The organism is Hahella sp. NBU794 (assembly GCF_050749805.1).
GTDB lineage: Bacteria > Pseudomonadota > Gammaproteobacteria > Pseudomonadales > Oleiphilaceae > Hahella.
Genome location: NZ_CP192738.1, coordinates 1,360,654 through 1,382,899, shown reverse-complemented (window position 1 = coordinate 1,382,899; position 22,246 = coordinate 1,360,654). Strand labels below are relative to the sequence as shown.

Annotated in this window: 21 protein-coding genes; 4 read left to right on the top strand and 17 right to left on the bottom strand. The window is 54.0% G+C overall.

The annotated features are described in order from the left end of the window. Positions 1–3 precede the first annotated feature (3 nt). Positions 4–1,116, bottom strand: a complete 1,113-nt coding sequence (locus tag ACQYWX_RS06185) for an NAD(P)/FAD-dependent oxidoreductase (protein WP_431688237.1) — start codon at positions 1,114–1,116, stop codon at positions 4–6. Positions 1,117–1,270: 154 nt separating this feature from the next. Here ACQYWX_RS06185 and ACQYWX_RS06180 point away from each other — a divergent pair, with 154 nt between their 5' ends. Next, positions 1,271–2,218 carry a DMT family transporter gene (locus ACQYWX_RS06180; protein WP_431688236.1) on the top strand — a complete coding sequence of 316 codons (948 nt, stop codon included), beginning with the start codon at positions 1,271–1,273 and terminating at the stop codon, positions 2,216–2,218. Here ACQYWX_RS06180 and ACQYWX_RS06175 read toward each other — a convergent pair. Then, positions 2,187–3,398, bottom strand: coding sequence for a saccharopine dehydrogenase family protein (locus ACQYWX_RS06175; protein ID WP_431688235.1), 1,212 nt, complete (start codon positions 3,396–3,398; stop codon positions 2,187–2,189). The genes ACQYWX_RS06180 and ACQYWX_RS06175 overlap by 32 nt on opposite strands. A gap of 204 nt (positions 3,399–3,602) precedes the next feature. On the opposite strand from ACQYWX_RS06175, the gene ACQYWX_RS06170 reads away from it, so the two are divergent. Further along, the gene (locus ACQYWX_RS06170) at positions 3,603–4,058 is read left to right on the top strand and encodes a hypothetical protein (RefSeq protein ID WP_127968942.1); all 456 of its coding nucleotides are present in this window, start codon (positions 3,603–3,605) and stop codon (positions 4,056–4,058) included. Positions 4,059–4,133: 75 nt separating this feature from the next. Here the strand turns inward: ACQYWX_RS06170 and ACQYWX_RS06165 are convergent, their stop codons facing one another. The 12 genes from ACQYWX_RS06165 to ACQYWX_RS06110 form a co-directional block, all read right to left on the bottom strand. Further along, a complete protein-coding gene (locus tag ACQYWX_RS06165; protein ID WP_431688234.1) occupies positions 4,134–5,432 on the bottom strand; it encodes an adenylosuccinate synthase in 1,299 nt (432 codons plus the stop codon). 13 nt (positions 5,433–5,445) lie between these two features. Then, positions 5,446–6,669 (bottom strand): ATP phosphoribosyltransferase regulatory subunit, encoded by a 1,224-nt coding sequence (locus ACQYWX_RS06160; RefSeq protein WP_431688233.1) that lies wholly within the window; start codon positions 6,667–6,669, stop codon positions 5,446–5,448. A 43-nt stretch (positions 6,670–6,712) separates the two neighbouring features. Continuing rightward, positions 6,713–6,901 carry a DUF2065 domain-containing protein gene (locus tag ACQYWX_RS06155; protein WP_431688232.1) on the bottom strand — a complete coding sequence of 63 codons (189 nt, stop codon included), beginning with the start codon at positions 6,899–6,901 and terminating at the stop codon, positions 6,713–6,715. A 162-nt stretch (positions 6,902–7,063) separates the two neighbouring features. Further along, positions 7,064–7,948 carry a protease modulator HflC gene (hflC, locus tag ACQYWX_RS06150; protein WP_216735103.1) on the bottom strand — a complete coding sequence of 295 codons (885 nt, stop codon included), beginning with the start codon at positions 7,946–7,948 and terminating at the stop codon, positions 7,064–7,066. Continuing rightward, positions 7,948–9,111 (bottom strand): FtsH protease activity modulator HflK, encoded by a 1,164-nt coding sequence (hflK, locus tag ACQYWX_RS06145; protein WP_216735104.1) that lies wholly within the window; start codon positions 9,109–9,111, stop codon positions 7,948–7,950. The genes hflC and hflK overlap by 1 nt, the downstream gene beginning before the upstream one ends. Positions 9,112–9,257: 146 nt before the next feature. Next, complete coding sequence (gene hflX, locus ACQYWX_RS06140; RefSeq protein ID WP_431688231.1) at positions 9,258–10,550, bottom strand: ribosome rescue GTPase HflX; 1,293 nt, start codon at positions 10,548–10,550, stop codon at positions 9,258–9,260. A 17-nt stretch (positions 10,551–10,567) separates the two neighbouring features. Beyond that, positions 10,568–10,819, bottom strand: a complete 252-nt coding sequence (gene hfq / locus ACQYWX_RS06135; RefSeq protein ID WP_011399116.1) for an RNA chaperone Hfq — start codon at positions 10,817–10,819, stop codon at positions 10,568–10,570. A gap of 133 nt (positions 10,820–10,952) precedes the next feature. Beyond that, the gene (gene miaA, locus ACQYWX_RS06130) at positions 10,953–11,951 is read right to left on the bottom strand and encodes a tRNA (adenosine(37)-N6)-dimethylallyltransferase MiaA (protein ID WP_431688230.1); all 999 of its coding nucleotides are present in this window, start codon (positions 11,949–11,951) and stop codon (positions 10,953–10,955) included. Beyond that, a complete protein-coding gene (gene mutL, locus ACQYWX_RS06125; RefSeq protein WP_431688229.1) occupies positions 11,951–13,795 on the bottom strand; it encodes a DNA mismatch repair endonuclease MutL in 1,845 nt (614 codons plus the stop codon). The genes miaA and mutL overlap by 1 nt, the downstream gene beginning before the upstream one ends. Before the next feature lie 154 nt (positions 13,796–13,949). Then, positions 13,950–15,272, bottom strand: coding sequence for an N-acetylmuramoyl-L-alanine amidase (locus tag ACQYWX_RS06120; protein ID WP_216735108.1), 1,323 nt, complete (start codon positions 15,270–15,272; stop codon positions 13,950–13,952). Positions 15,273–15,301: 29 nt separating this feature from the next. Continuing rightward, positions 15,302–15,781: a tRNA (adenosine(37)-N6)-threonylcarbamoyltransferase complex ATPase subunit type 1 TsaE gene (gene tsaE / locus ACQYWX_RS06115; protein WP_431689500.1), complete on the bottom strand. Its 480-nt coding sequence runs from the start codon at positions 15,779–15,781 to the stop codon at positions 15,302–15,304. Positions 15,782–15,786: 5 nt separating this feature from the next. Beyond that, entirely contained in the window at positions 15,787–17,277 is a 1,491-nt protein-coding gene (locus tag ACQYWX_RS06110; protein ID WP_431688228.1) for an NAD(P)H-hydrate dehydratase, read from the bottom strand. Between the two features lie 156 nt (positions 17,278–17,433). Here ACQYWX_RS06110 and queG point away from each other — a divergent pair, with 156 nt between their 5' ends. After that, positions 17,434–18,558 (top strand): tRNA epoxyqueuosine(34) reductase QueG, encoded by a 1,125-nt coding sequence (queG, locus tag ACQYWX_RS06105; protein ID WP_216735110.1) that lies wholly within the window; start codon positions 17,434–17,436, stop codon positions 18,556–18,558. On the opposite strand, the gene orn is transcribed toward queG, so the two are convergent. Further along, positions 18,547–19,095, bottom strand: coding sequence for an oligoribonuclease (gene orn / locus ACQYWX_RS06100; RefSeq protein ID WP_431688227.1), 549 nt, complete (start codon positions 19,093–19,095; stop codon positions 18,547–18,549). The genes queG and orn overlap by 12 nt on opposite strands. A 178-nt stretch (positions 19,096–19,273) precedes the next feature. Between orn and rsgA the strand changes: the two genes are divergently transcribed. After that, a complete protein-coding gene (gene rsgA, locus ACQYWX_RS06095; protein WP_216735112.1) occupies positions 19,274–20,320 on the top strand; it encodes a small ribosomal subunit biogenesis GTPase RsgA in 1,047 nt (348 codons plus the stop codon). Positions 20,321–20,326: 6 nt separating this feature from the next. Here rsgA and motB read toward each other — a convergent pair whose 3' ends face one another. After that, positions 20,327–21,313, bottom strand: coding sequence for a flagellar motor protein MotB (motB, locus tag ACQYWX_RS06090; protein WP_216735113.1), 987 nt, complete (start codon positions 21,311–21,313; stop codon positions 20,327–20,329). Between the two features lie 53 nt (positions 21,314–21,366). Next, the gene (gene motA / locus ACQYWX_RS06085; protein WP_127968928.1) at positions 21,367–22,218 is read right to left on the bottom strand and encodes a flagellar motor stator protein MotA; all 852 of its coding nucleotides are present in this window, start codon (positions 22,216–22,218) and stop codon (positions 21,367–21,369) included. Positions 22,219–22,246 lie beyond the last annotated feature (28 nt).

Sequence of the window (22,246 nt, the reverse complement as noted above, 5' to 3'; positions counted from 1 at the left end):
CCCTCAACCATTTAATACCCGCTTCGCCACCACCTCCGCCAGTGCAAGCGAGGCAGTCAATCCGGGCGACTCAATGCCGAACAGGTTATACCAGCCTGCAACGCCATTTTGTTCGGGCGTGTCTATAACAAAGTCCTCTGCGCGCGCGCCTTGCGGCGACAACTTGGGGCGAACGCCCGCATACGCCGGCTGCAGCTTATCCTCAGGCAATGCAGGCCAGTAATTGCGTATAGCCTGGGCGAACTTAACCATCCGTTGCGGGTCTACACTGAACTCCGGCTTATCTATCCACTCGACATCCGGACCGAATCGCGCTTGTCCTCCGATATCCAGAGTCAAGTGCACTCCCAGCCCGCCATCTTCCGGCACAGGGTATATCAAGCGCTGAAAAGGACTGCGCCCCGATAGCGAAAAGTAGCTCCCTTTGGCGAAATAGATAGGCGGAATTCCAGCCATTGGATAGCCCTCCACATTGGCGAGCACCCCCATCGCATCCAACCCAGCGCAATTCACAACGACTTCCGCTTGCACCTGACAGGGCGCCGCGCCGCCAACGTTCAAGGTTGCTGACTTTGTATCAATGCGGCCACCCAACAGAGGCGCATTCAGTACTGCCATTCCGCCCGCTCGCTCAAAATCACCCTGCAAGGACAACATATACTGATGGCTGTCGATAATGCCGGTGGAAGGAGAATATAACGCGCCAACAGATCTTAGCTCGGGCTCCATCGCCAAGGCTTGAGCCTGGGTCAACCACTGTAAGTCCGTCACGCCATTGGCGGCGGCCGCTTCACATATTTTCTGCAGGGCATCCATCTGTTCGGGATGGGTTGCAACAATGAGCTTTCCGCAACGCTTATGAGGTATCCCCCGAGAAGCGCAGTATTCATACAGCAGCGCCTTACCTCTTACGCAAGTTTCAGCTTTCAGGCTGCCCCGCGGGTAGTAGATGCCAGCATGAATCACTTCACTATTGCGAGATGATATGCCGGAACCAACTAGACTCTCGCGCTCCAGCAGAAGCACATCCCGCCCACCTTCAGCCAACTCTTTGGCTACGCTTAGCCCCACGACGCCAGCGCCAATCACTACAATGGATGTTTCAAAAAGCTCCATAACAAGTTCGTCGCTCTCATCTGCTTAATGATTGATATAAACGGAAAAATTGGCCGAGCAGATAGAATTTATCCTAGAATTGGAGGCCCCGGAAGCCCTAATAGCAGGGCCCGGTGTTCTCCCGCCTTGCCAGCAACTCAAAAGGACCCGCGCAGTGAGCGACGTCAATGCCTCTGATTCACTCTTTTTTCGAATAGCGCCTTACTTAGGATTGGCGGGAACATCCTTATTTTGGGCGGGCAATGCTCTGGTGGCGCGCGGTTTTAATGACAGCATCCCTCCGCTGGCGCTGTCTTTCCATCGCTGGCTGGTTTGTGCGTTCCTTATCTCACCATTTATTTTGCGGGCGTTCCTTCGCCATAAAAACACTATAAAGCAGCATTGGCTTAAGATAAGCGTGCTCGCTTTTCTTGGCGTGGCGACCTATAACTCATTGCTGTATACCTCCGCGCAATTCACCTCTGCGCTCAATATCACGCTAGTGAACTCGCTGTTGCCGGTAGCCACCCTGGTTTTAGCGATGCCTTTGCTTGGTCAGCGCCTGAATCTTAAAAGCGGAGTCGGCGTGTTGTTCGCCTTCCTCGGCGCGTTATACGTAATACTGCATGGCGAGCCAAGCGCACTGTTCTCGTTGCAGATGAACGCTGGCGACAGCATCATGGCGGCGGCGATGGTTATTTGGTCACTGTATTCAGTATTGTTAAGAAAATGGGCCATCCCCATCCCAGGCTTCGACTTGTTCGCTATTTTGCTGGGATTGGGGCTACCGATGATCCTGCCCTTTTACGCTTTGGAGCACCATTTTAAAGGTGGATTTGAGTGGAGCTATGACTTGGCGGCGGTTATCGCCTACGTCGCAATATTCCCGTCGCTCTGTGCATACCTGCTGTGGAACTACGGCGTCACTAAGACTTCTCCCAGCACCGCCGCTTTATTCGCTTATTTGACGCCACTGCTCACCGCCCTGTTATCCATCCCGTTTCTTGGCGAGCATCCAGAAAGCTACCACCTTATCGGCGGTGGAGCGATTTTGGCTGGATTATGGCTCTCTCAGGATATGGGCAAAAGCGTCAAGCCGCCGATTCCAAAACCTCGAACTTGACGCCTCTTTGCTGCAATCGATCCATCAATGGACGCCCCATCGCCATGACCGGGGTGATTACGCCGTATGTTTTCGGTAATTTGCGCCGATCAAGCGCCAGACACAAACCGCTTTCCGCCAGCATTTTTGAGGTTTCGCCATAACCCGGGTCGCCGCCGCTGACTTGCGTCTTTATCTGGCGACCATCACAGGAACCAATAAACACCACTTTAAACCAACCCCTGCTGCGCTGTTCAGGCGTGGGCCCCTGCCCTGCGGGCTTAAGGCTTAAAAGCCAATTACGCGTAGGCTTGAGTTGAGCCAACGCAAACACGCCGCCGACAAACGCTGCGCCTGCGATAACCCGGGGCAGCTTCTTCACCTGGATATAATGGCCATATTTGAACTCCTTACCATACTGCTCAAGCGCCCTGGCGCTGCGCTTCACCACTTGTGGGTCAATGGTAGGGAAAGGACATGCCCAAGCGTTGATGTCCTTGCGAAAGCGCAGACTGAAATCCACACTGCCGACTTTACGGGGAGATTCTGACTTATAAGGTTTATTGCGCTTATCAGCCCGCGCCTGCCGTGCTCTCGAAAATGCGTGCACGGCGGAATGCCAGGTTCCGCCGGAAAAAGCGCCGCCAGCGCGGACAAACCCTTCCAGCTTAACGGGGTTGGCGGCCAATACGTCTGCAGACACGCCCTGGGTTAATTCAATCACCGTATAATAGGCGCCCAGGTCATGGGGAATACTGTCAAAGCCACAACAGTTTACGATTCGGACTTTATTGCGTTTGGCGACCTCATCGTATTGACTGATCATGGCGTCTACGAACTCAGGCTCTCCTGTAAGGTCTGCGTAATCTGCGCCCTGGGTAACACAAGCCTTGATCACAGGCTCGCCGAACTTGATATAAGGGCCGACCGTATTGATCACCGCTTTCGCGTCTTTCGCCATCGCATCCAGACTGGCCTGATCTTCGATATCAGCTTGAATCACATGCAGACGACTACGCACATCAGGATTGACAGAGCACAGGCGCTTCTTTAATCGCTCCAGCTTTTCCAGACTGCGTCCGGCAATCGCCCAAACGAAGTCCTCCCGCATCATCGCCCTCGCCAGATACTCGGCGGTCAACTCTCCTGTGTATCCCGTCGCACCAAATAGAACCAAGTCATAAATTTTCTTGTTCGCCATGTGGAATATCCTTGTACCGACTTGACAGTATGCCTAGCGCCACGCGTTAATAAGCCGTTCGACCTAGGACGCGAGAATCCGTCAATTCTCACCCGAATGCAAATACATACATTAATAATCCGGTTATAATACCCCCCGCCCAAGGTAAAACAACAGACAATCCGGGGGCTTAACGCTAATGAAACTTGGAATAGAATTACCGACATGTCGGATAAAAAACAATTTGCCATAGTGATGCTGGTATCGGCGCTGTTTGTATTATGGATTTTATACGGCAGCCTGGAGATAGTTTTCATAAACGACGAACTCAAAGAAGACCCCGTACTTTCAAAGTACCCCTATCATTTCAGGGTCATAGAGAAAGATGGCCGCGTCGCCGTCATGGGCACTCTGCATTCCAACCAGAAAACGCTATCGAAAGCGTTGCGCATTGTGTTCCCAGAGCTAAAAGACGAGAGGGACAACTCACGCGCCTTGCTACAGGCGGAAAAAGATTTCGCCAGAATGCAGGCTTATGCGCAGGATCTTGTGTTGAAGAATGAAGCTTTCGACTTTGTTCGGTGGGAGCTTGATGAAAATTGGCTTCGAGTTCAGGGCATACCTTTTGAAATGAAAGGCCCGGACGCCGCGTCTCCCATGGCTGACGCCAACGCCAACTAGGCACGCATACGAAAAACGCCCCAGATGGGGCGTTTTTTTATATCTCGCAAAAAGGGGCTAAGCGCCCCTTTTAAATTATGCTGAGAAAGGATGTCTCAATATGATCGTCTCATTACGATCCGGACCAGTGGAAATAACATCGATTGGCGCTTCAATCTGCTTCTCCAGGAAGGCGATATAGTCTTGCGCGTTCTTGGGTAGATCCTCTACACGCTTAACGCCAAAAGTGCTCTCTTTCCAGCCTGGCAGCTCTTCGTAAACTGGCTCTACTTCACCAAACGCTTCGCAATCGATTGGCGGACGCGTAATTTCAACGCCATCCGCAGTGCGATAGCCGACGCACACTTTCACAACATCCAGACCATCCAGAACGTCCAGCTTAGTCAGACAGATTCCAGAAACACTGTTGATTTGGATAGCGTGACGCAGAGCAACCGCATCAAACCAGCCACAACGACGAGGACGACCAGTCGTTGCGCCAAACTCATTGCCTTTCTTCGCCAAATAGGCGCCTACGTCATCGAACAGTTCAGTCGGGAATGGACCTGAGCCTACGCGCGTTGCATAAGCCTTGGTGATGCCCAACACATAATCCAGATACATCGGACCAAAGCCGCTACCAGTCGCAGTACCGCCCGCAGTGGTATTGGATGAAGTAACGAAGGGATATGTGCCCAGGTCGATATCCAGCAAGGAACCCTGAGCGCCTTCAAATAGGACATTCTCGCCGCGCTTTCTGAACTCATGCAGCATGTCGGTGACGTCCGCCATCATCGGCAGCAACTCTTCCGCCATTTTCAGCGTTTCGTCGAGTGTTTTCTGATAATCGATCGGAGCGACCTTGTAGTAGTGCTCCAGAACAAAGTTCTGGTACTGCATGATTTCCTTCAGCTTCTCAGCAAAACGCTCAGGCTTCGCCAAATCACCAAGTCGCACGCCGCGACGCGCCACTTTGTCTTCATAGGCGGGACCAATGCCCCGACCAGTCGTGCCAATTTTCGCAGCGCCTAAACGCTCTTCCCGCGCCAAATCCAGAGCCTTGTGGTAAGGCAGAATCAGAGGACATGCAGGGCTCAGGAACAGACGCTGACGAACAGGCACGCCTTTATCTTCCAGGGTCTTGATCTCAGACAGCAACGCATCCGGCGCCAACACCACGCCATTACCGATAAGGCAGGCGACATTGCTGCGCAAAATCCCAGAGGGAATCAGGTGCAGAACGGTTTTCTGTCCGTCTATCACCAAAGTGTGCCCGGCATTGTGCCCGCCTTGGAATCGAGCCACCGCAGCGACTTCTTCCGTCAGCAGATCCACAATCTTACCTTTGCCCTCGTCACCCCATTGAGTGCCGAGAATGACCACATTTTTGCCCATGATGATTAAATCTCTATTTAACTTGATTAGGATTGAATTCGGTTAAGGGCGTTACGATCCATTGCCCCGACTCGTCCCGTACGATTTGGCGATCGCAGTGGGAGGCCCAGTGGTCGGCTTCCTCACCGGGCATCAGTTGTATAACTCTGTCGCTCCGCCGCAACTGCCTGATAAGCTCCCATAACTCTGCATCCTGACCGTTTGGAGCTAAAATAGCGCCCGCCGGCTGCGCCCATTCACGCTTGCCCATGCGGTATAAAGCTTTCAAATCCACGCTGAAGCCCATTGCAGGGCGTCCCCGCCCGAAATCGCGCCCTACTTCGTCATAACGCCCGCCTTTCGCCACAGCCTGTCCCAGGCCTTCGGTATATGCAGCGAACACCAGACCGGTGTAGTACTTGTAGCCGCGCATTTCACAGAAATCGAAGTAAATCTCCACTTCCGGGTAACGCTCGCCTATAACTGCGGCGACCTGGCTCATTTCGTCCAGCGCGTATTCAATATCTGGGTTGCCGGCAAAAATTCTGCGCGCTTCTTTCATTTTCTCTTTGCCGCCCGCCAGTCTTGGCAGCGCCATGACTTTTTGACGAATCGCTTTATCTGGAATAGTCGCGGCTATCTCGTCAACTTCAGGAATCGCTTTCCTGCGCAACGCCTCAAACAGCTCATCAGACTGAATCTTGGAAAGCTTCGCTTCCGCCAGTATCGCCTGATAGACACCCACATGAGCAATATCCATGTGCAGCGGACTGATCTTAGCCAGATTCAGCGTTTCCAGCATCAGAGAGATAATCTCAATATCGGCGGCTGAGCCCACTACGCCATAAAGCTCGCACCCAGTCTGAATTGGCGTGCGCGAAGAAAACATACTGGGAGATTTTGTGCGCAAAACGCTGCCGATGTAACAGAATCGACTGGCGACATCATGGGATCGACGTGAGTCTATACGAGCCACCTGGGGCGTCATATCCGCTCTAATTCCCATCAGGCGTCCAGTAAGCTGGTCCGTCACTTTGAACATCTCCAGCTCCAGGTCGCGCCCGACGCCGATAAGCAGAGAGTCCAAGAATTCCAACAGGGGCGGCACGATCATTTCGTAACCCCAGGAGTGATACAGGTCCAGCAACTGTCGTCTCAGTTCCTCAATGCGTTTGGCCTCTGGCGGCAATAACTCTTCCACACCATCAGGGAGAAGCCATAAATCAGATTCGGACATTGACTGCGTATCGCCAAACATTCATTTCACCTTTTGGTGCGCAACCTTTTGTGTGAACGGAAGATCACTGCCTGATCAGGTATAAAAGGGCTGTCCCCACAAGCATGCTCACAAACCCGGCCAGCCGCATGGTTCCATCATCGACCTGCGCCAACCTGACCACCATGTTTCGCCAGCGTCGCGGATACAGAAAAGGAAGGACGCCTTCCAATACCAACATCAGACAGAGCGCAATTCCCAGTTCCCGCCACATTGGGATCCCTCATCGCCTCGCTTTGCATCGCTCAAATCAGGGCGCAAAGCCACACAAAATATATACAGTTGCCAGTATTTAATCACAAAAAAACCGGGATAGTTCCCGGTTGCAGAATATTACCACTATTTCGGCGGCTTCCCAATGCTTTTTAAGGCTGGGTTAATTCCCCTGGGGAGCGCCTTGTGGTTGTTTCAGGTACCTAAGAAACTCGCTATCCGGTTGCAGAATCAGCAAGTCTCCCTTACTGGAGAAGGTCTGCTCATAAGCGCCCATGCTCCGGTAGAAAGAGTAAAACTCAGGGTTTTTACTAAAAGCGTCAGCGTAGATTCTGGAAGCGACGGAATCGCCTTCGCCTCGAATCTGCTCCGCTTCTTTATACGCATTCGCGTCAATAACTGTTCTTTCAGCATCCGCCGCCGCGCGTACGGCTTCGGCTTGCTCTTCACCTTGCGAACGATGTTGCTGAGCGATTTTTAGACGCTCGGACTCCATCCGCTCGTAAACAGAGTCGCTGACGCGAGTTGGCAGCTCAATCGCACGAACGCGGATATCGTTGATTTCAATACCAAACTCTGTACGAGCGATTTGATCCAGGCTCTTGGTCAGCTCTTCCATCAGCTCTTCCCGCTCACCCGCCACGACTTCATGCATAGTGCGACGGCCAAACTGATCGCGCAGACCGTTATCGATACGCGACTCCAGCAGGCGCACGGCATTATTTTCATCGCCGGCAGTGGAACGATAGAACTGCCCCACATTTACTATGCGCCATGTTGCATATGAGTCGACATCCAGCGGCTTTTGCTCACCAGTAAGGTAACTCTTGGTTGGCAAATCCATGACCAGTACACGGATATCAAACTTACGAGCCACATCCACAAAAGGAATTTTGAAATGAAGCCCAGCTCCGATATCAGACTCGACCATACCGCCAAAGCGCAGCAATACTGCTCGGTGAGTTTCTGGAACAATGTATACGCCTTGCATGACGACAATGATGGCCAGCAAGATAGCGCCGAGAGAAATTGCAAATCTTGTAGTCATTATTGGCCCCTGCTTCTGCTCAGAATTTCGTTACGGGAACGGAAATCCTCCACCGCACGGGAAGAGCCGCTGGAGCCCGTATCGACATTACGCGGAATAATAGCGCCCGCTGCGGGAGCCGCATCTGCGCGATTCAGCATCTTATCCAATGGAAGATACATGATGTTGTTCCCTTGCCCTTGATCCACCAACACTTTGCTGCTGCCGGACAGAACTTTCTCCATCGTATCGATATATAAACGCTCGCGAGTTACCGCTGGCGCACTCTCATAGATCTCAAGCACCTTCAAGAAACGCTGGGTTTCACCTTCAGCCTGAGCGATTACCTGATCCCGATAAGCTTTGGCTTCTTCAATAACCCGTTGCGCCTTACCTCTTGCTTCAGGCACAACCTGATTCTTGTAGGCTTGCGCTCGGTTGATAACCTTCTGCTCATCTTCTTTTGCGCGTTGAACTTCTTCAAACGCGGACTTAACTGCGGCAGGAGGCTGTGCGGCATTGATGTTGACCTTCTTCACCTCAATGCCAGAGCCATAGAAATCAAGGTAACGCTGCAAACGGTCTTGCACGTTAATCGCCAAAATCGCACGTCCTTCCGTCAGAACCTTATCCATAGACTCAGAGCCGACCTCATGGCGCAGGGCGCTGTCAATGGCAAAGTCCAAGGTCGTGACAGGGTCGCGCATCACCAGAGTATATTTGCGCAAGTCGCCAATGACGTACTGAACGGTCAGATCAATATCAACGATATTTTCATCTTCCGTCAGCATGTGACCTTTTTTCTTCTGATTGCGAACCGAGGTGACTTCCTCGATAAAGACTTGGTCGATCAGGGGGATTTTAAATTGCAGACCAGGCTGGCGCGTATCCAGATACTTACCAAAGCGCAGCACAATTGCGTTTTCTTTTTCATCTACGCGAAAAACGGAACTGGAGGCAGCAAGCAGCACCAAGACAACGATGATAATCGCCACCACGCCGCCAGAAACTCCGCCGCCGCCGGAAGAGCCGCCTCGAGGCTTGCCGCCAAACAATCCACCGACTTTCTCCAGACCTTTGCGAATGACTTCATCCAGATCCGGCGGTCCGTCATTTTTGTTGCCGCGACGGCCTGAGCCCCATGGGTCCTGATTATTATTTCCGCCTGGTTCATTCCAAGCCATTTTATTCCCCTTCGTTGTGAAGATTTAAAGCTTGCGCGTAATACTATTTATCTATGTCTCGATCGGCAAGGTTCTGAAATGTAATTAAGATAACGCCGACATACAATGCAGCGCGCCCAGATAGTCGATACGCACAACTTCTGAGCTTAGCAGACATGTCCGGTAAGCTGCTCAAGTTTCACGCCTTCCTTATGCGCTATTTGCAGCCAGTCGGTTTTCGGCATCTTTATATGCACAGAAAAGGAGCCGTCCTCCCTCACCTCTTCCGACAACACCGCCTCTCTTTCATAAAGCTTGGCTCGCAACCTGCCCAACGCAGGAGGAATGCAAAGCGTCTCGTCGACCATGTCACCGCCCAATAACTTTCCGGTCGCCTGCTCCAGCAGTTCAAGACCGTCTCCGGTAACTGCGGAAACCCAAACACGAACCGGCTCGCCATTTTCATTTAGCTCCAGGCGAGGCTCAGCAGCTTCCAGCCGATCCACTTTGTTGAAGACAAAGAGAGAAGGAATATCGTCAGCGCCGATTTCCTTTAAAACATCCTCAACTTGCTCGATGTTTTCCCTGCGCTTTGGATCACTCGCATCCACGACGTGGAGCAATAACGAAGCATTGCACGTCTCTTCCAATGTCGCGCGAAACGCGTCGACCAGCTTGTGAGGAAGATGCCGGATGAACCCGACCGTGTCGGCCAAAACCACAGGACCATAGTTTTCCAGGTTTATACGCCGTAGAGTCGGATCAAGAGTTGCGAACAACTGATCCGCAGCATAAACATCGGACAAGGACATACGATTAAAGAGGGTGGATTTGCCGGCGTTTGTGTAGCCAACAAGAGAAATGGTGGGCACTTCCGCCCGACGACGCGCGCGCCGGCCTTGTTCGCGCTGCTTGCGAACCTTTTCCAAGCGCTTGTGTATAGATTTGATACGACCACGAATGAGTCGTCTGTCAGTTTCGAGCTGGGTCTCGCCCGGCCCGCGCAAACCGATACCGCCTTTCTGACGCTCAAGGTGGGTCCAACCCCGCACCAGTCGTGTAGACAAGTGCTCAAGCTGAGCCAGCTCCACCTGAAGCTTACCTTCATGAGTGCGCGCTCGCTGGGCGAAAATATCCAGTATCAGGCCAGTCCTATCCAGAACCCGCACTTGCAGATCCTTTTCCAGGTTTCGCTCCTGACTAGGAGTAAGAGAATGATTGAACAGTACGACTTCCGCTTCGTGCTCAATTACCGCCGCCCTGACTTCCTCCAGCTTACCGCTGCCGACAAAATAGCGCGGACTGGGCTGATTACGGGTTCCGGTGACCAGCGCAACAGGCTCTGCGCCGGCCGATAAAGCTAATTCCGTAAGCTCGCGAGGGTCTTCTCGATCTTTTTCTTCCAGCATATCCAGGTGAACAAGTACAGCCCGCTCACCCGCTTTAGGACGCTCAAACAATCAGGCGCTGCTCCGCATTAAGCGTTAGATGCTTCGTTCTCTCCTTCGCCTTGAGCGGCGATACGTACGTTCCGGGCAGGAACGACGGTGGAGATAGCGTGCTTGTAAACCATTTGGCTAACGGTGTTTTTCAACAGAATTACAAACTGATCGAACGATTCAATTTGTCCCTGCAGTTTGATGCCGTTTACCAGGAATATGGATACCGGGATGCGTTCCTTCCGTAGCGCATTTAAATAAGGGTCTTGTAAAGATTGCCCTTTTGACATTGGAATTCTCCTACTTTTAGTTCTAATTATCGGTGATTAAATTACTAACTCGTGTATGTATTATCACCAGGGACGGTTTGCCAGCACTTTTGACAGCATTGCGTAATAGTATAGCGCTAACCTGCGATCTGACCTATAGTGGATTACACGATTGTAACCGTTGTGAAATCAGTCGCATAGCGGCTTCGACTAATTGTGTATCATCTGCAGACAGCCAATTTATCTCAGGCCAGGAACGCAACCAGGTCATTTGTCTTTTCGCCAGCTGACGAGTTGCCGCAGTCGCTTTTTCCACCATTTCTTCCCGGCCAAACTCACCTTCGAGAAAAGACCACACCTGACGATAGCCTACCGCCCTGATTGAGGGCAGTTCTACATTCAAATCGCCACGCTGACGCAACTGCTCCACTTCATCCAACAACCCCTGCTCCAGCATGATCTGAAAGCGTTTGGCGATACGGGCGTGCAAATCTTCTCGCTTAACGGGCGCCAGAGCTAAGTTTAGCGCATTGTAAGGCAAAGCTGCGCCATCCACACTGTCCCAGTTGAGCTCATTTTCCGGATTCGCTCCATCCGCCGCCCAATAATGCGAGAGCGGCCTCCCTGTCAGTCGATACACTTCCAAAGCACGCTGAATACGCTGACGGTTATTCGGGTGAATTTTAGCCGCCGCTACTGGGTCGACTTGGCGCAGCTGCTCATGCAGCGCCGGCCAGCCAATCTGTTCGGCCTCAGCCAATATCTCTCCCCTTACACTTTCGTCTGCGCTGGGCATATCACCCAACCCTTGGCACAAAGCTTTATAGTACATAATAGTGCCGCCTACCAGCAGAGGGATGCGTCCAGCATTAACGCTTTGCTCCATCAGGCGCAAGGCGTCAGCGCGAAACTCTGCGGCGGAATAAGGTTCAGCCGGGTCGCGAATATCAATCAAATGATGAGGGTAGCGCGCCAACGTTTCAGGATCAGGCTTAGCGGAGCCAATATCCATGCCGCGATACACCATGACGGAGTCAACGCTAATTAAGTCACAGGGCAGACGCTCGCTCAAGGCCATAGCAAGGTCCGTTTTACCAGAAGCGGTTGGCCCCATTAACAGTATGGCAGGCGGAAGCGCCTTTTTATCCGACACTATCGACCCCGCAAAAACAGTTTATCCAACTCAGACATCGTCAACTGCACCCATGTTGGCCGGCCGTGGTTACATTGCCCGCTGCGCTCAGTGTCTTCCATGTCCCGCAACAGCGCATTCATTTCTGCAATGGTCAGCTGTCGGTTGGCACGAACTGCGCCATGGCAAGCCATAGTCCCCAACAGCTCATTCATGGTTTCCTCCACTTTGCGTGTGGAGCCATGCTCCGCCAATTCCGCAATAACATCCCGCACCAGAGCTTCAACGTTTGCGTTCCGCAATAACGCCGGGACTTGCCGAACAATTATAGACTCTACGCCGGCGACTGTGATTTCCAAACCCAACTGACGCAATGTCTCTGCGTTTTCTTCTACCGCCAGAGACTCCCGGCGACTGACAGCCAGATTCATCGGCACCAGCATAGGCTGAGTGGTCACTCCGCTATTGTGCAATGAGCGCTTCATACGCTCGTAGACAATACGCTCATGCGCCGCATGCATATCGACCAGAACCATACCTTGCGCATTCTGAGCCAATACAAACACCCCGTGTAATTGCGCAATCGCATACCCCAGGGGGGCCTCTGCGGCATTATCCATGGCAGGCGCAGTTCCAGCCTGGGCGGAACCAAACATGTCGCCAAGTCCTGAATTATCATGCAATTGCCCGTAGGCGGAGATTTGCTCTCTCACAGCGCCTGCAGAGGGCGCTACCGCCATCGAAAAACCAGACGCCGCCGGCTGCTGCCTTAGAGGCAATACATCCTGCGTTGGCCATTGCATTACGGGACGTTCCTGCTCCACTTCCGCGACCGGCATGGCCTCCGCCGCGGCAATCTGCGGCTTCACTTCGGCCAGCGCCCGATGCAGACTGCGAAACAGGAAATCATGGACCATGCGGCCTTCGCGGAAACGCACTTCGTGTTTGGTGGGATGCACATTCACGTCAACCGTGGCGGGGTCCAACTCCAGATAGAGCACAAAGGCGGGGTGACGCCCATGATAAAGCACATCCTGATAAGCCTGCCTCACAGCATGCGCCACCAGCTTATCGCGAATCACCCGACCGTTGACGAAAAAGTACTGCAAATCGGCCTGGCTGCGAGAAAATGTGGGCTTGGCCACCCACCCGCTCAATGACAACCCAGATGCAGAAACATTGATAGGAATGGCGCTCTCGATAAAGTTTGCGCCGCAAAGCTGTCCGATACGACGAACGTGATCCTCTTCCGAGCCAGCCGGACGCAACTGGTGCACGACCTTCTGATTATGCCGCAAGGTAAACGCGACGCTTAGCCGGCCCAATGCCTGCCGCTTGATAATTTCTTCAATATGCCCGAACTCTGTTTTTTCCGTGCGCATAAACTTACGGCGCGCCGGGGTATTGTAAAACAGGTCACGGACTTCCACTGTGGTGCCGGGAGTATGGGCCGCCGGTGAAATTTCCGGCTTCATGTCACGCCCTTCCACTTCCACCTTCCAGGCTTCGCCCTGATTTTGCGGACGCGACGTCAGGGAGAGACGGGACACGGAGCAGATACTGGCGAGCGCTTCGCCTCGGAAGCCCAATGTCGCTACAGCTTCAAGGTCTTCCAGCGTCTCAATTTTGCTGGTGGCGTGACGAGATAGCGCCAGCGGCAGGTCTTCCCGCTGTATCCCTCCTCCATCATCGCGAATTCGAATCAATTTGACGCCGCCACTCTCAATATCGATTTCTATTTTGCGCGCGCCAGCGTCCAGCGCATTCTCCACCAACTCTTTCACCACTGAGGAGGGTCTCTCGACAACCTCGCCCGCAGCAATCTGGTTAGCCAATCGAGGGGAAAGTAAATGAATCTTCGACATCGGGTATTTCGTCAAATTATCAGGAAGTGAGTCGCCTCTGCGCTAAATAAACCATGTCTTAGCGTAGGCGAGCAATTGCCGCAGATGGTAACAGATGTGCAAGGACAACAGAACCGGCGCTCCAAGCGCGCCGGCTCATCTGCGTGAGGCGTTATCAGGTAGCGGGTATCATCAGGACCTGACCAATTCGCAGAGACTCAGTGGTCAGCCCATTATGATTCATGAGATCGTTAAGACTGATGTTGTTCCTCTGGGCGATGCTGCTGAGCGTATCGCCTTTCTCGATGACATAGGTCTGCCCCACCTTGCCTTGCCCGGACTGCTTTTGCCAAGCCAGCAGCGTGCCCGGAGGCGGCGCGTCAACGAAATACTTTTGCAGCCCACCATATATGGCTGTGGCGATTTTCTTCTGATACTTGCTGGTTTTCAGCCGCTGCGCTTCAGAGGGGTTAGAGATAAAGCCCGTCTCAACCAGAATGGAAGGGATATCCGGCGACTTCAATACCACAAACCCCGCCTGCTCCACTCTTTTCTTATGCAGACGGGAAACGCCGCTTACGGACCTCAACACGCTGTCGCCGACGGTAAGGCTGGCTTTCAGGCTGGCGGTCATGGACAAATCCAATAGCACGCCGGCCAGCACCTGATCTTTATCTTCCAGGCTTACGCCACCAACGCCGCCAATCAAGTCAGAGGTATTCTCCTTCTCCGCCAGCCAACGCGCCGTTTCACTTGTGGCGCCGCGTTTGGAAAGCGCATAGACGGAGGCGCCGCTGGCGTCCGGGCTCTTGAATGCGTCAGCATGCACTGAAACCAGCAAGTCGGCATTGTACTCGCGAGCCAGGGCAGTACGATTGCGCAAAGGTATAAAGTAGTCGCCTTTACGGGTCAGCCGGCTGGAGAAGCCGCGCTCCTGATCCAGCAAAGCCTGCAGTTCACGGGAGATCGCCAGCACCACATCCTTTTCGCGAATGCCTTTGGGTCCAAGAGCGCCTGGGTCTTCGCCGCCGTGGCCAGCGTCAATCACAACCACGATATCGCGCTTCTGCGCATGATCGTCAGCCTGCTTTTTGACTTGCTGCGCTCCACCTGATCCGTACAGATCAATCACCAAACGATGCCCATACTGATCGTTCGGCTGCAACGCAAAGCTTTTCGGGTTTACACCTTCCCGAAGGTCCAGCACAACGCGCAGGTCCTTGGAACCGCGGCGGGCGCTACGAATGCGTTGAATCGGCGTCCCTTCGTAACTGACGGCGGAAAAGTCAGTCTCCAAAGAGGCCTGTGAAATATCAATCACCAGTCGATCCGGCTTCGACAGAGCGAACACTTTGTGATCCACCGGTCCACTCATATCAAAAACCAAACGAGTATGGTCAGGAGCCGGCCATACACGGACATTACTGACCGTGGCCGCTCCCGCAACGGAAGAAATCAGTATCACACTGAGTAATATCAGTCTGAGCGCTACTGTCATCTTGTAAACCTCATTGCCCAGTATAATCGTTACTCCCGGGACTGCTTTGCGTCATACGCCTCCAGCCATTGACAGCCTCGCGTAGTGTGCGCCAGCAGTTTAATTCTGCGGCCTTTCATCAGCACTTGAATATCGACCGTCAAGTCAGGCTCCGGCAACAATGGAGCGCCTTTATCCGGCCACTCCACCAAACAAATCGAATTTTCATGGAAATAATCGCGGATACCGAGAAACTCCAGCTCCTCCGGGTCCGCCAATCGATACAGATCAAAATGAAAAACCAGCCTGTCTTCCAGCTGATAGGGTTCGACCAGAGTATAGGTGGGACTCTTAACCAAACCTGAATATCCCATGCCGCGCATCATGGCGCGCGTCAGCGTGGTTTTGCCAGCGCCTAACTGTCCCTGCAGATAAACTACTCCGGGCGCAGCGAAGCATTGCGATAACTCATCGCCCAATACCGCCATCGCCTCTTCATCAGGAGCTACTACCTGCCTGGATGAAAGCATCTGCGTCATACCGTCGCCTCGCGCATTACCGCCCCTAACTGCTTTAATAAGTCGCCGGCCATCAAAGAGGCCTGCGCTACACTTTCCGTCGCTGAATCCGCCGCCGCGCCATGCCAGGCCGCCGCCAGTTCAGCCGCCGCCAACGGCGTCATGCCCTGCGCCAGTAATCCCGCCGCAAGACCGGTTAATACATCGCCCATACCGCCGCACGCCATTCCCGGGTTGCCCGCCTGTACGACGACCTGCCCTTCCTGGTCTGGAGCCGCCAACACGGTACCGAGGCCCTTCAACAAGACATGACAATTATAGGTCTTCGCCAATTCTCGCGCCGCCGCGAAACGATCCCGCATTACATCCGCCACCGAACACTCCAACAAACGCGCCACCTCTCCTGGATGCGGCGTCATTAAGGAGTGAGGACTGAGCTGATGCTTGCGAGCGGCAATCATATTCAGGGCGTCAGCGTCGACGACCATGGGTTTACCAGCATCCAGACATGTTTGCAGACACATTTGCCCCCAGGGCTCCTTACCCAGTCCAGGGCCCAGAGCGATCACATCCGCCGACTCCAACATGACCAGCAGCTCACCACGACTGTTGATTTCCCGAAACATGACCTCAGGCAGTCGAGATAGCCCGGCGCCGACATGTGCGGCGCGGGTGGCGCAGGACACCAGTCCACAACCAGCGCGATAAGCGGCTTCCGCCGCCATGATAGCAGCCCCGCCAAAACCATTATCGCCGCCAACCACCAGAACGCGGCCGAACATGCCTTTGTGCGACGATGGCTTTCTGAGTGGAGCCAATTTAACAGCCAGTGAAAAGTCAGAACGCCGGCAGGCCGCGGGGATTTTACTATAAATGTCAGCGGGAACGTCCAGTTCGTCAAATACAAGCTCGCCGGTATAGTCAGGCGCTTCGCCTGTCAGCAGCCCTCGCTTCATACCAATAAAGGTCACCGTCATCGCCGCATTCACGGTCGCCCCCAGAGGCATACCCGTATCCGCGCACAAGCCGGAGGGAATATCCAGGGCGATGATCGGCTTACCAGCCGCATTGATAGCGATAATCGCCGCCGCATAGTCATCACGCACCGCGCCGGACAGCCCTGTCCCCAGCATGGCGTCGACAATGATGTCGCCGCTTATAGAGGAATCAGGAGACCACATAGTCACATCAACGCCAGCCGCGCGGCAACTCGCGAAGGCCTGAGCCGCCTCACCTTGCAATTTTTGGGGATCGCTCAACGCGAATACTTCGACCTGCAAATTATGACGGCGCGCGAGTTCAGCCACCACATAGCCGTCGCCGCCGTTATTGCCGCCACCACATAGCACGGTCAACCTTGCCGTTTCAGGCCAACGACGCATCAGCGCGCGAAACGCTGAGCGCCCTGCACGCTGCATGAGTTCATAGCCGTTTTCAGCCGCCATGGACTGTATGGCCAACGCGTCGAGCTGACGCACTTGCGCCGCTGTGAATAGGTCCTTCGGCATAGGATGGGAGACCCGCACAGGTGACATTTCAAGAATCCACTTCAATTAATAGCGCTATACGTATGTAAATTTTAGCAAAATACTCGAAAAAGACCATTTCGTAAACAACCATGCGCCGATGTGTCACAATAGCCCCCTGGATTAAAGCGGTAACTTATGACGAACGAAACTTACAGCCAATCTCAACTTAACCAGTTGGCGGGCGACATCAAACAGTGGGCGCAAGAGCTGGGATTTCAGCAGTGCGGCGTCACCGATGTCGATCTCGGCCGCCACGAAGAGGCGCTCAAAGACTGGCTGAGTAAGGGCTATCATGGCGCCATGGGGTACATGGCCGACCATGGCGACAAACGCAGCCGCCCAGCTGAGTTGTTACCCGGGACACTGCGCGTCATCAGTGTACGCATGGATTATTGGCCGGAAAAAAAGGGAGAAGCGCAAGCGCGTCTGGAGCAAGATCAGAACGCCTATGTCTCCCGCTACGCCGTAGGCAGAGACTATCACAAACTCATGCGCAAGCGTCTCGCTCAGCTGGGCAAGCGCATACAGGAAGAAATTACGGAGTCCGCCTATCGTGTCTTCGTTGACAGCGCGCCGGTTCTGGAGCGGGCATTAGCGCAGAAGGCCGGCTTGGGGTGGATCGGCAAAAACACCATGCTGATCAACCCCAAAGCGGGATCTTACTTCTTCCTTGGCGAGCTGTTCACCGACCTGCCCCTGCCCATCGACCCGCCCTATCCCAAAAACCATTGTGGGAGTTGCAGCGCCTGTCTGGATTTATGCCCCACCAAAGCATTTGTAGCGCCCAATGTTCTGGACGCCCGCCGCTGTATCTCCTATTTAACGATAGAGCTAAAAGGCAAAATCCCCGAAGACCTTCGCCCGATGATGGGAAACCGCATCTTCGGCTGCGATGATTGCCAGATGGTTTGTCCCTGGAACAAGTTTTCCCGGCTGACCGATGAAAAGGACTTCTCGCCCCGCCATCGTCTCGACAGTGCGGAATTGCTAGAGTTATTTGCATGGACGGAGGAAGAGTTCCTCAGCAACACGGAAGGATCAGCGATACGCCGTACAGGGCATGAAAGCTGGCTGCGCAATATCGCCGTGGCGCTCGGCAATGCGCCAACATCGCCAGCAATCATTGCTGCATTGAAGGAGAAGCTATCGCACCCATCCGCCATTGTTCAGGAGCATGTCAGCTGGGCGCTGACGCAACATGGCGAGCCGCCCGCGGATATGGCCGAGCGGCAAGAAGCGGAAAAAACGTCAGTCCGTTAAACGCAGGAAGTGTTCGCGATAGTAGCGCAGCTCTTCGACTGATTCCCTGATGTCCTCCAACGCCTGGTGAGAGCCTTTTTTCTTGATTCCTGCGGCCACCTCCGGCCGCCAGCGGCGGGCCAGCTCCTTAAGGGTGCTGACATCCAGATTGCGATAATGGAAGAATTTTTCCAGGTCCTTCATATAGCGGGCGAGAAAGCGGCGATCCTGGCCAATGGAGTTGCCGCACATGGGAGAGCAGCCCGCGTCTACATGTTGCGCCAGAAATTCCAGCATCTGTTTTTCCGCCTCAGCTTCTCCGATTGTGCTGGCCTTGACCCGGTCCGTCAGCCCGCTGGTCCCATGTGTATTGCGATTCCAGTCATCCATGAGCGCCAATACGCTGTCTGGCTGATGCACTGCGATAACCGGCCCTTCGGCGACCAATTCCAGGTTGCTGGTGGTGACGACCACCGCCATTTCAATAATTCGGTCCGAGTCCGGATCCAGTCCGGTCATCTCCAAGTCGATCCAAATCAGGTTATCGCGACGTGACATAACTTCTCCATCGTTTTACAGTAGCACCGGCGTCAAACGGCGACATCAGAAAAATCAGGCAGTGTAGCGGCATCCATAACCGTTTGTAAGCCTTACGTCGCCAGCCGCATGCATACTCAAGGCCATCAGGCTGTATATTAAACTAGTGTAGTTCATAGGATAGTTAAGCCCCCCGATTATGGCGAAGCGAAAACTCAGCAAACAGCAAAAATGGCGCATCCAGAAAATCCAGGACGAGCGCACCAAACGCGCCACCCGCAAGGAAACGCAGCTGGAAAGCCAACTGAGCGGAGGAGAACTGTCGGCGGAGCAAGAGGGGCTTATCATCGCCCATTACGGCCAGCAACTTGCGGTCGAAGCGCTGGAGCCGCCGCACGCAGGTCAGATATTTCGCTGTTACGTCCGCGCCAATATTGACTCCCTGGTCACAGGCGACCAAGTAATCTGGCGCGCCGGCCCGGACAATTCCGGCGTCATTGTCGCCCGCCAACCCCGTGAGTCGGCTTTAAAGCGCCCAGACAAGTTCGGTCAGCTGAAGCCTATCGCCGCCAATATCGATCAGATTCTGATTGTCATAGCCGCGGAGCCTGAGCCTCACCACAATCTGGTTGATCGCTACCTGGTGGCGTCGGAAGCCGTTGGCATTCCCCCGCTGATCATCCTCAACAAGCAAGACCTGATCAACGACGCCAACCGCGACACGCTGCAACAGTTCAAAGATCAGTACCAGCAATTGGGCTACGAATGGATCGACGCATCCACCAACACTCAATCCGGCCTGGATGACCTCAAGCGGCACCTGGCGCATAAGACCAGCATCTTTGTGGGTCAATCAGGGGTTGGAAAGTCCTCATTGATCAAAATGCTGCTACCGGACGAGGACGTCAAAGTGGGCGATCTGTCGGAAAATGTTCGCAAAGGCACGCACACCACCACGACAGCCAAACTGTTTCACCTCCCCTCCGGCGGCGACTTGATCGACTCCCCCGGCATCCGGGAGTTCGGCTTGTGGCATATTGATGAGCGCACCCTGGAGGACGGCTTCGTCGAGTTTCGCCCTCATCTCGGCCATTGCCGTTTCCGTAACTGCCGGCATCTTCAGGAACCCGGTTGCGCCCTGCAGTCAGCGCAGGAAAGCGGTGAAATTCTTTCCAGCCGCATGGAGAGCTTTCTGCGCATCAGGGAATCGCTGCAGGAACAGGACATCCACGAGGAGAACCTTTAGGGCTGATTACCAGGTCAGCCCATCTGTGTTCGGCGCAGGCTTATCGTCTACAGGCAGATCTTTATCTGGATCGAATTCAGGTTTGCGGCCCTGACGGTCCAGAGTGCGATCCAGCTCTTCCAGTAAATCCGAAGTGGAGATGGCGCTGTCCGCTTGTTCCGCGCCCTCGATATCCTCTTGCGTCTTTTTGTTCAACACCAGGATAGAAATGCGACGGTTAACTGGGTTGTAGGGGTCTTTCTCGTCGTATAGCACGGAAGACGCCAGTCCAACTACTCGCGCCATACGCCCCTCCGGCAGCCCTCCTTCCACCAGCGCGCGACGCGCGGCGTTGGCGCGGTCCGCCGAAAGCTCCCAGTTGCTGTAGTTGTCCCGGCCCAGAAAGGGTTGGGCGTCGGTGTGGCCGGAAACGCTGATTTTATTCCTGACTTTGGCGATGCTTTTCGCCAGTTCAAATAAGATTTCTTCGAAATAAGGTCTGAGTTCCGAGCGGCCGCTGTCAAACATAGGGCGCTGCCGTTTATCGACAATCTGAATGCGCAAGCCTTCATCCGTGATATCCAGCAACAGCTGATCCTTAAATGCATTCAGCTTGGGGTTTTTCTCGATCTGCGTCATGATTTCCTGCATCAGCCGGGTCAGCTTCTGCTGCTCAAGTTGCGCTGCGAGGTCCTGAATGGTGTCCTCGCGCATGCGCACTTCCGGCTGATCCTGCGGCTTACCGGCAGTGTCCTGGGTCACCGTCACCGTAACGCTACCTTCCAGGTCTATGACGTACGGGCTGCCACCCTGCTCAAAACCAATCGGATCGGTGAAATAGCCAGAGATCGCCTCTTTCTGATCTTCAGTAGCGGCCTCACTCAGCCATAACACCAGAAAGAAAGCCATCATGGCGGTGGCGAAGTCCGCGAACGCCACCTTCCAGGCGCCGCCATGAGCGTGATGCCCCTTGCGGACGCGGCGAACGATAATCGGCGGGCGTTCCTCCATCATATCCCGCCTCCGTTGTATTCAAGCCAGCGCGTTTCAGACATGATCGCCGCCACCTATTTGGAGCGGACGTAATCATTAAGCTCCTGAAAACTGGGACGTACGTCCGAGTTCAGGGCCTTGCGCCCAAATTCGATGGCCAATTGCGGCGCCAGGCCGGTCATGGTTGCCAGTATGCTGACCTTGACGCACTCATAGGCTTTGATTTCTTGCGCCGCCAAATGGTGCATGGCGTGAGAGGTTGGACCAACAAAGCCATAGGCCGCCAGTATCCCCAGAAACGTCCCCACCAAAGCGGCGGCGACATGCACGCCCAGCTGGTCAGGCGGCCCTCCGAGTGATTTCATCGTGATAACAATCCCCAGTACCGCAGCGACGATCCCAAACCCCGGCAGAGCGTCCGCCACGCGATTCACCGCATCGGCGGGCTTTTCCAGCTCCTGCATTCGGGTTTCCAGCTCCAGATCCATCAAACCTTCCAGCTCATGAGGAGCCATGTTGCCGGTACTGACAATGCGTAGATAATCGGTAATGAAGTCTCGCAATTTATCCATCCGCACAATGGCGGGATAACGATTGAAGATCTCGCTGTTAAGGGGGTCGTCCACATCCGCTTCTATCGCCATGACGCCCGAGCGCCGCGCTTTATCGAACAAATCGTAGAGCAAGCTGAGCAGATCCATGTAGACCACCCGGTTAAAAGGCGACCCCATGATCATTTTCGGAACGGCTTGGAATATCTGCTTGATGACTTTGAACGGATTGGAGATCAGGAAGGCGCCCAGCGCCGCACCGCAGATGATGATTAGTTCGAAAGGCTGCCACAGGGCGGCCAGCTCCCCGTGCGACAACACATATCCGCCCAACACGCTGGCCAGAACGACGATCACTCCAAGAATTAAAAGCATACCAGGAACATTCTCTGCTTAAGTGACA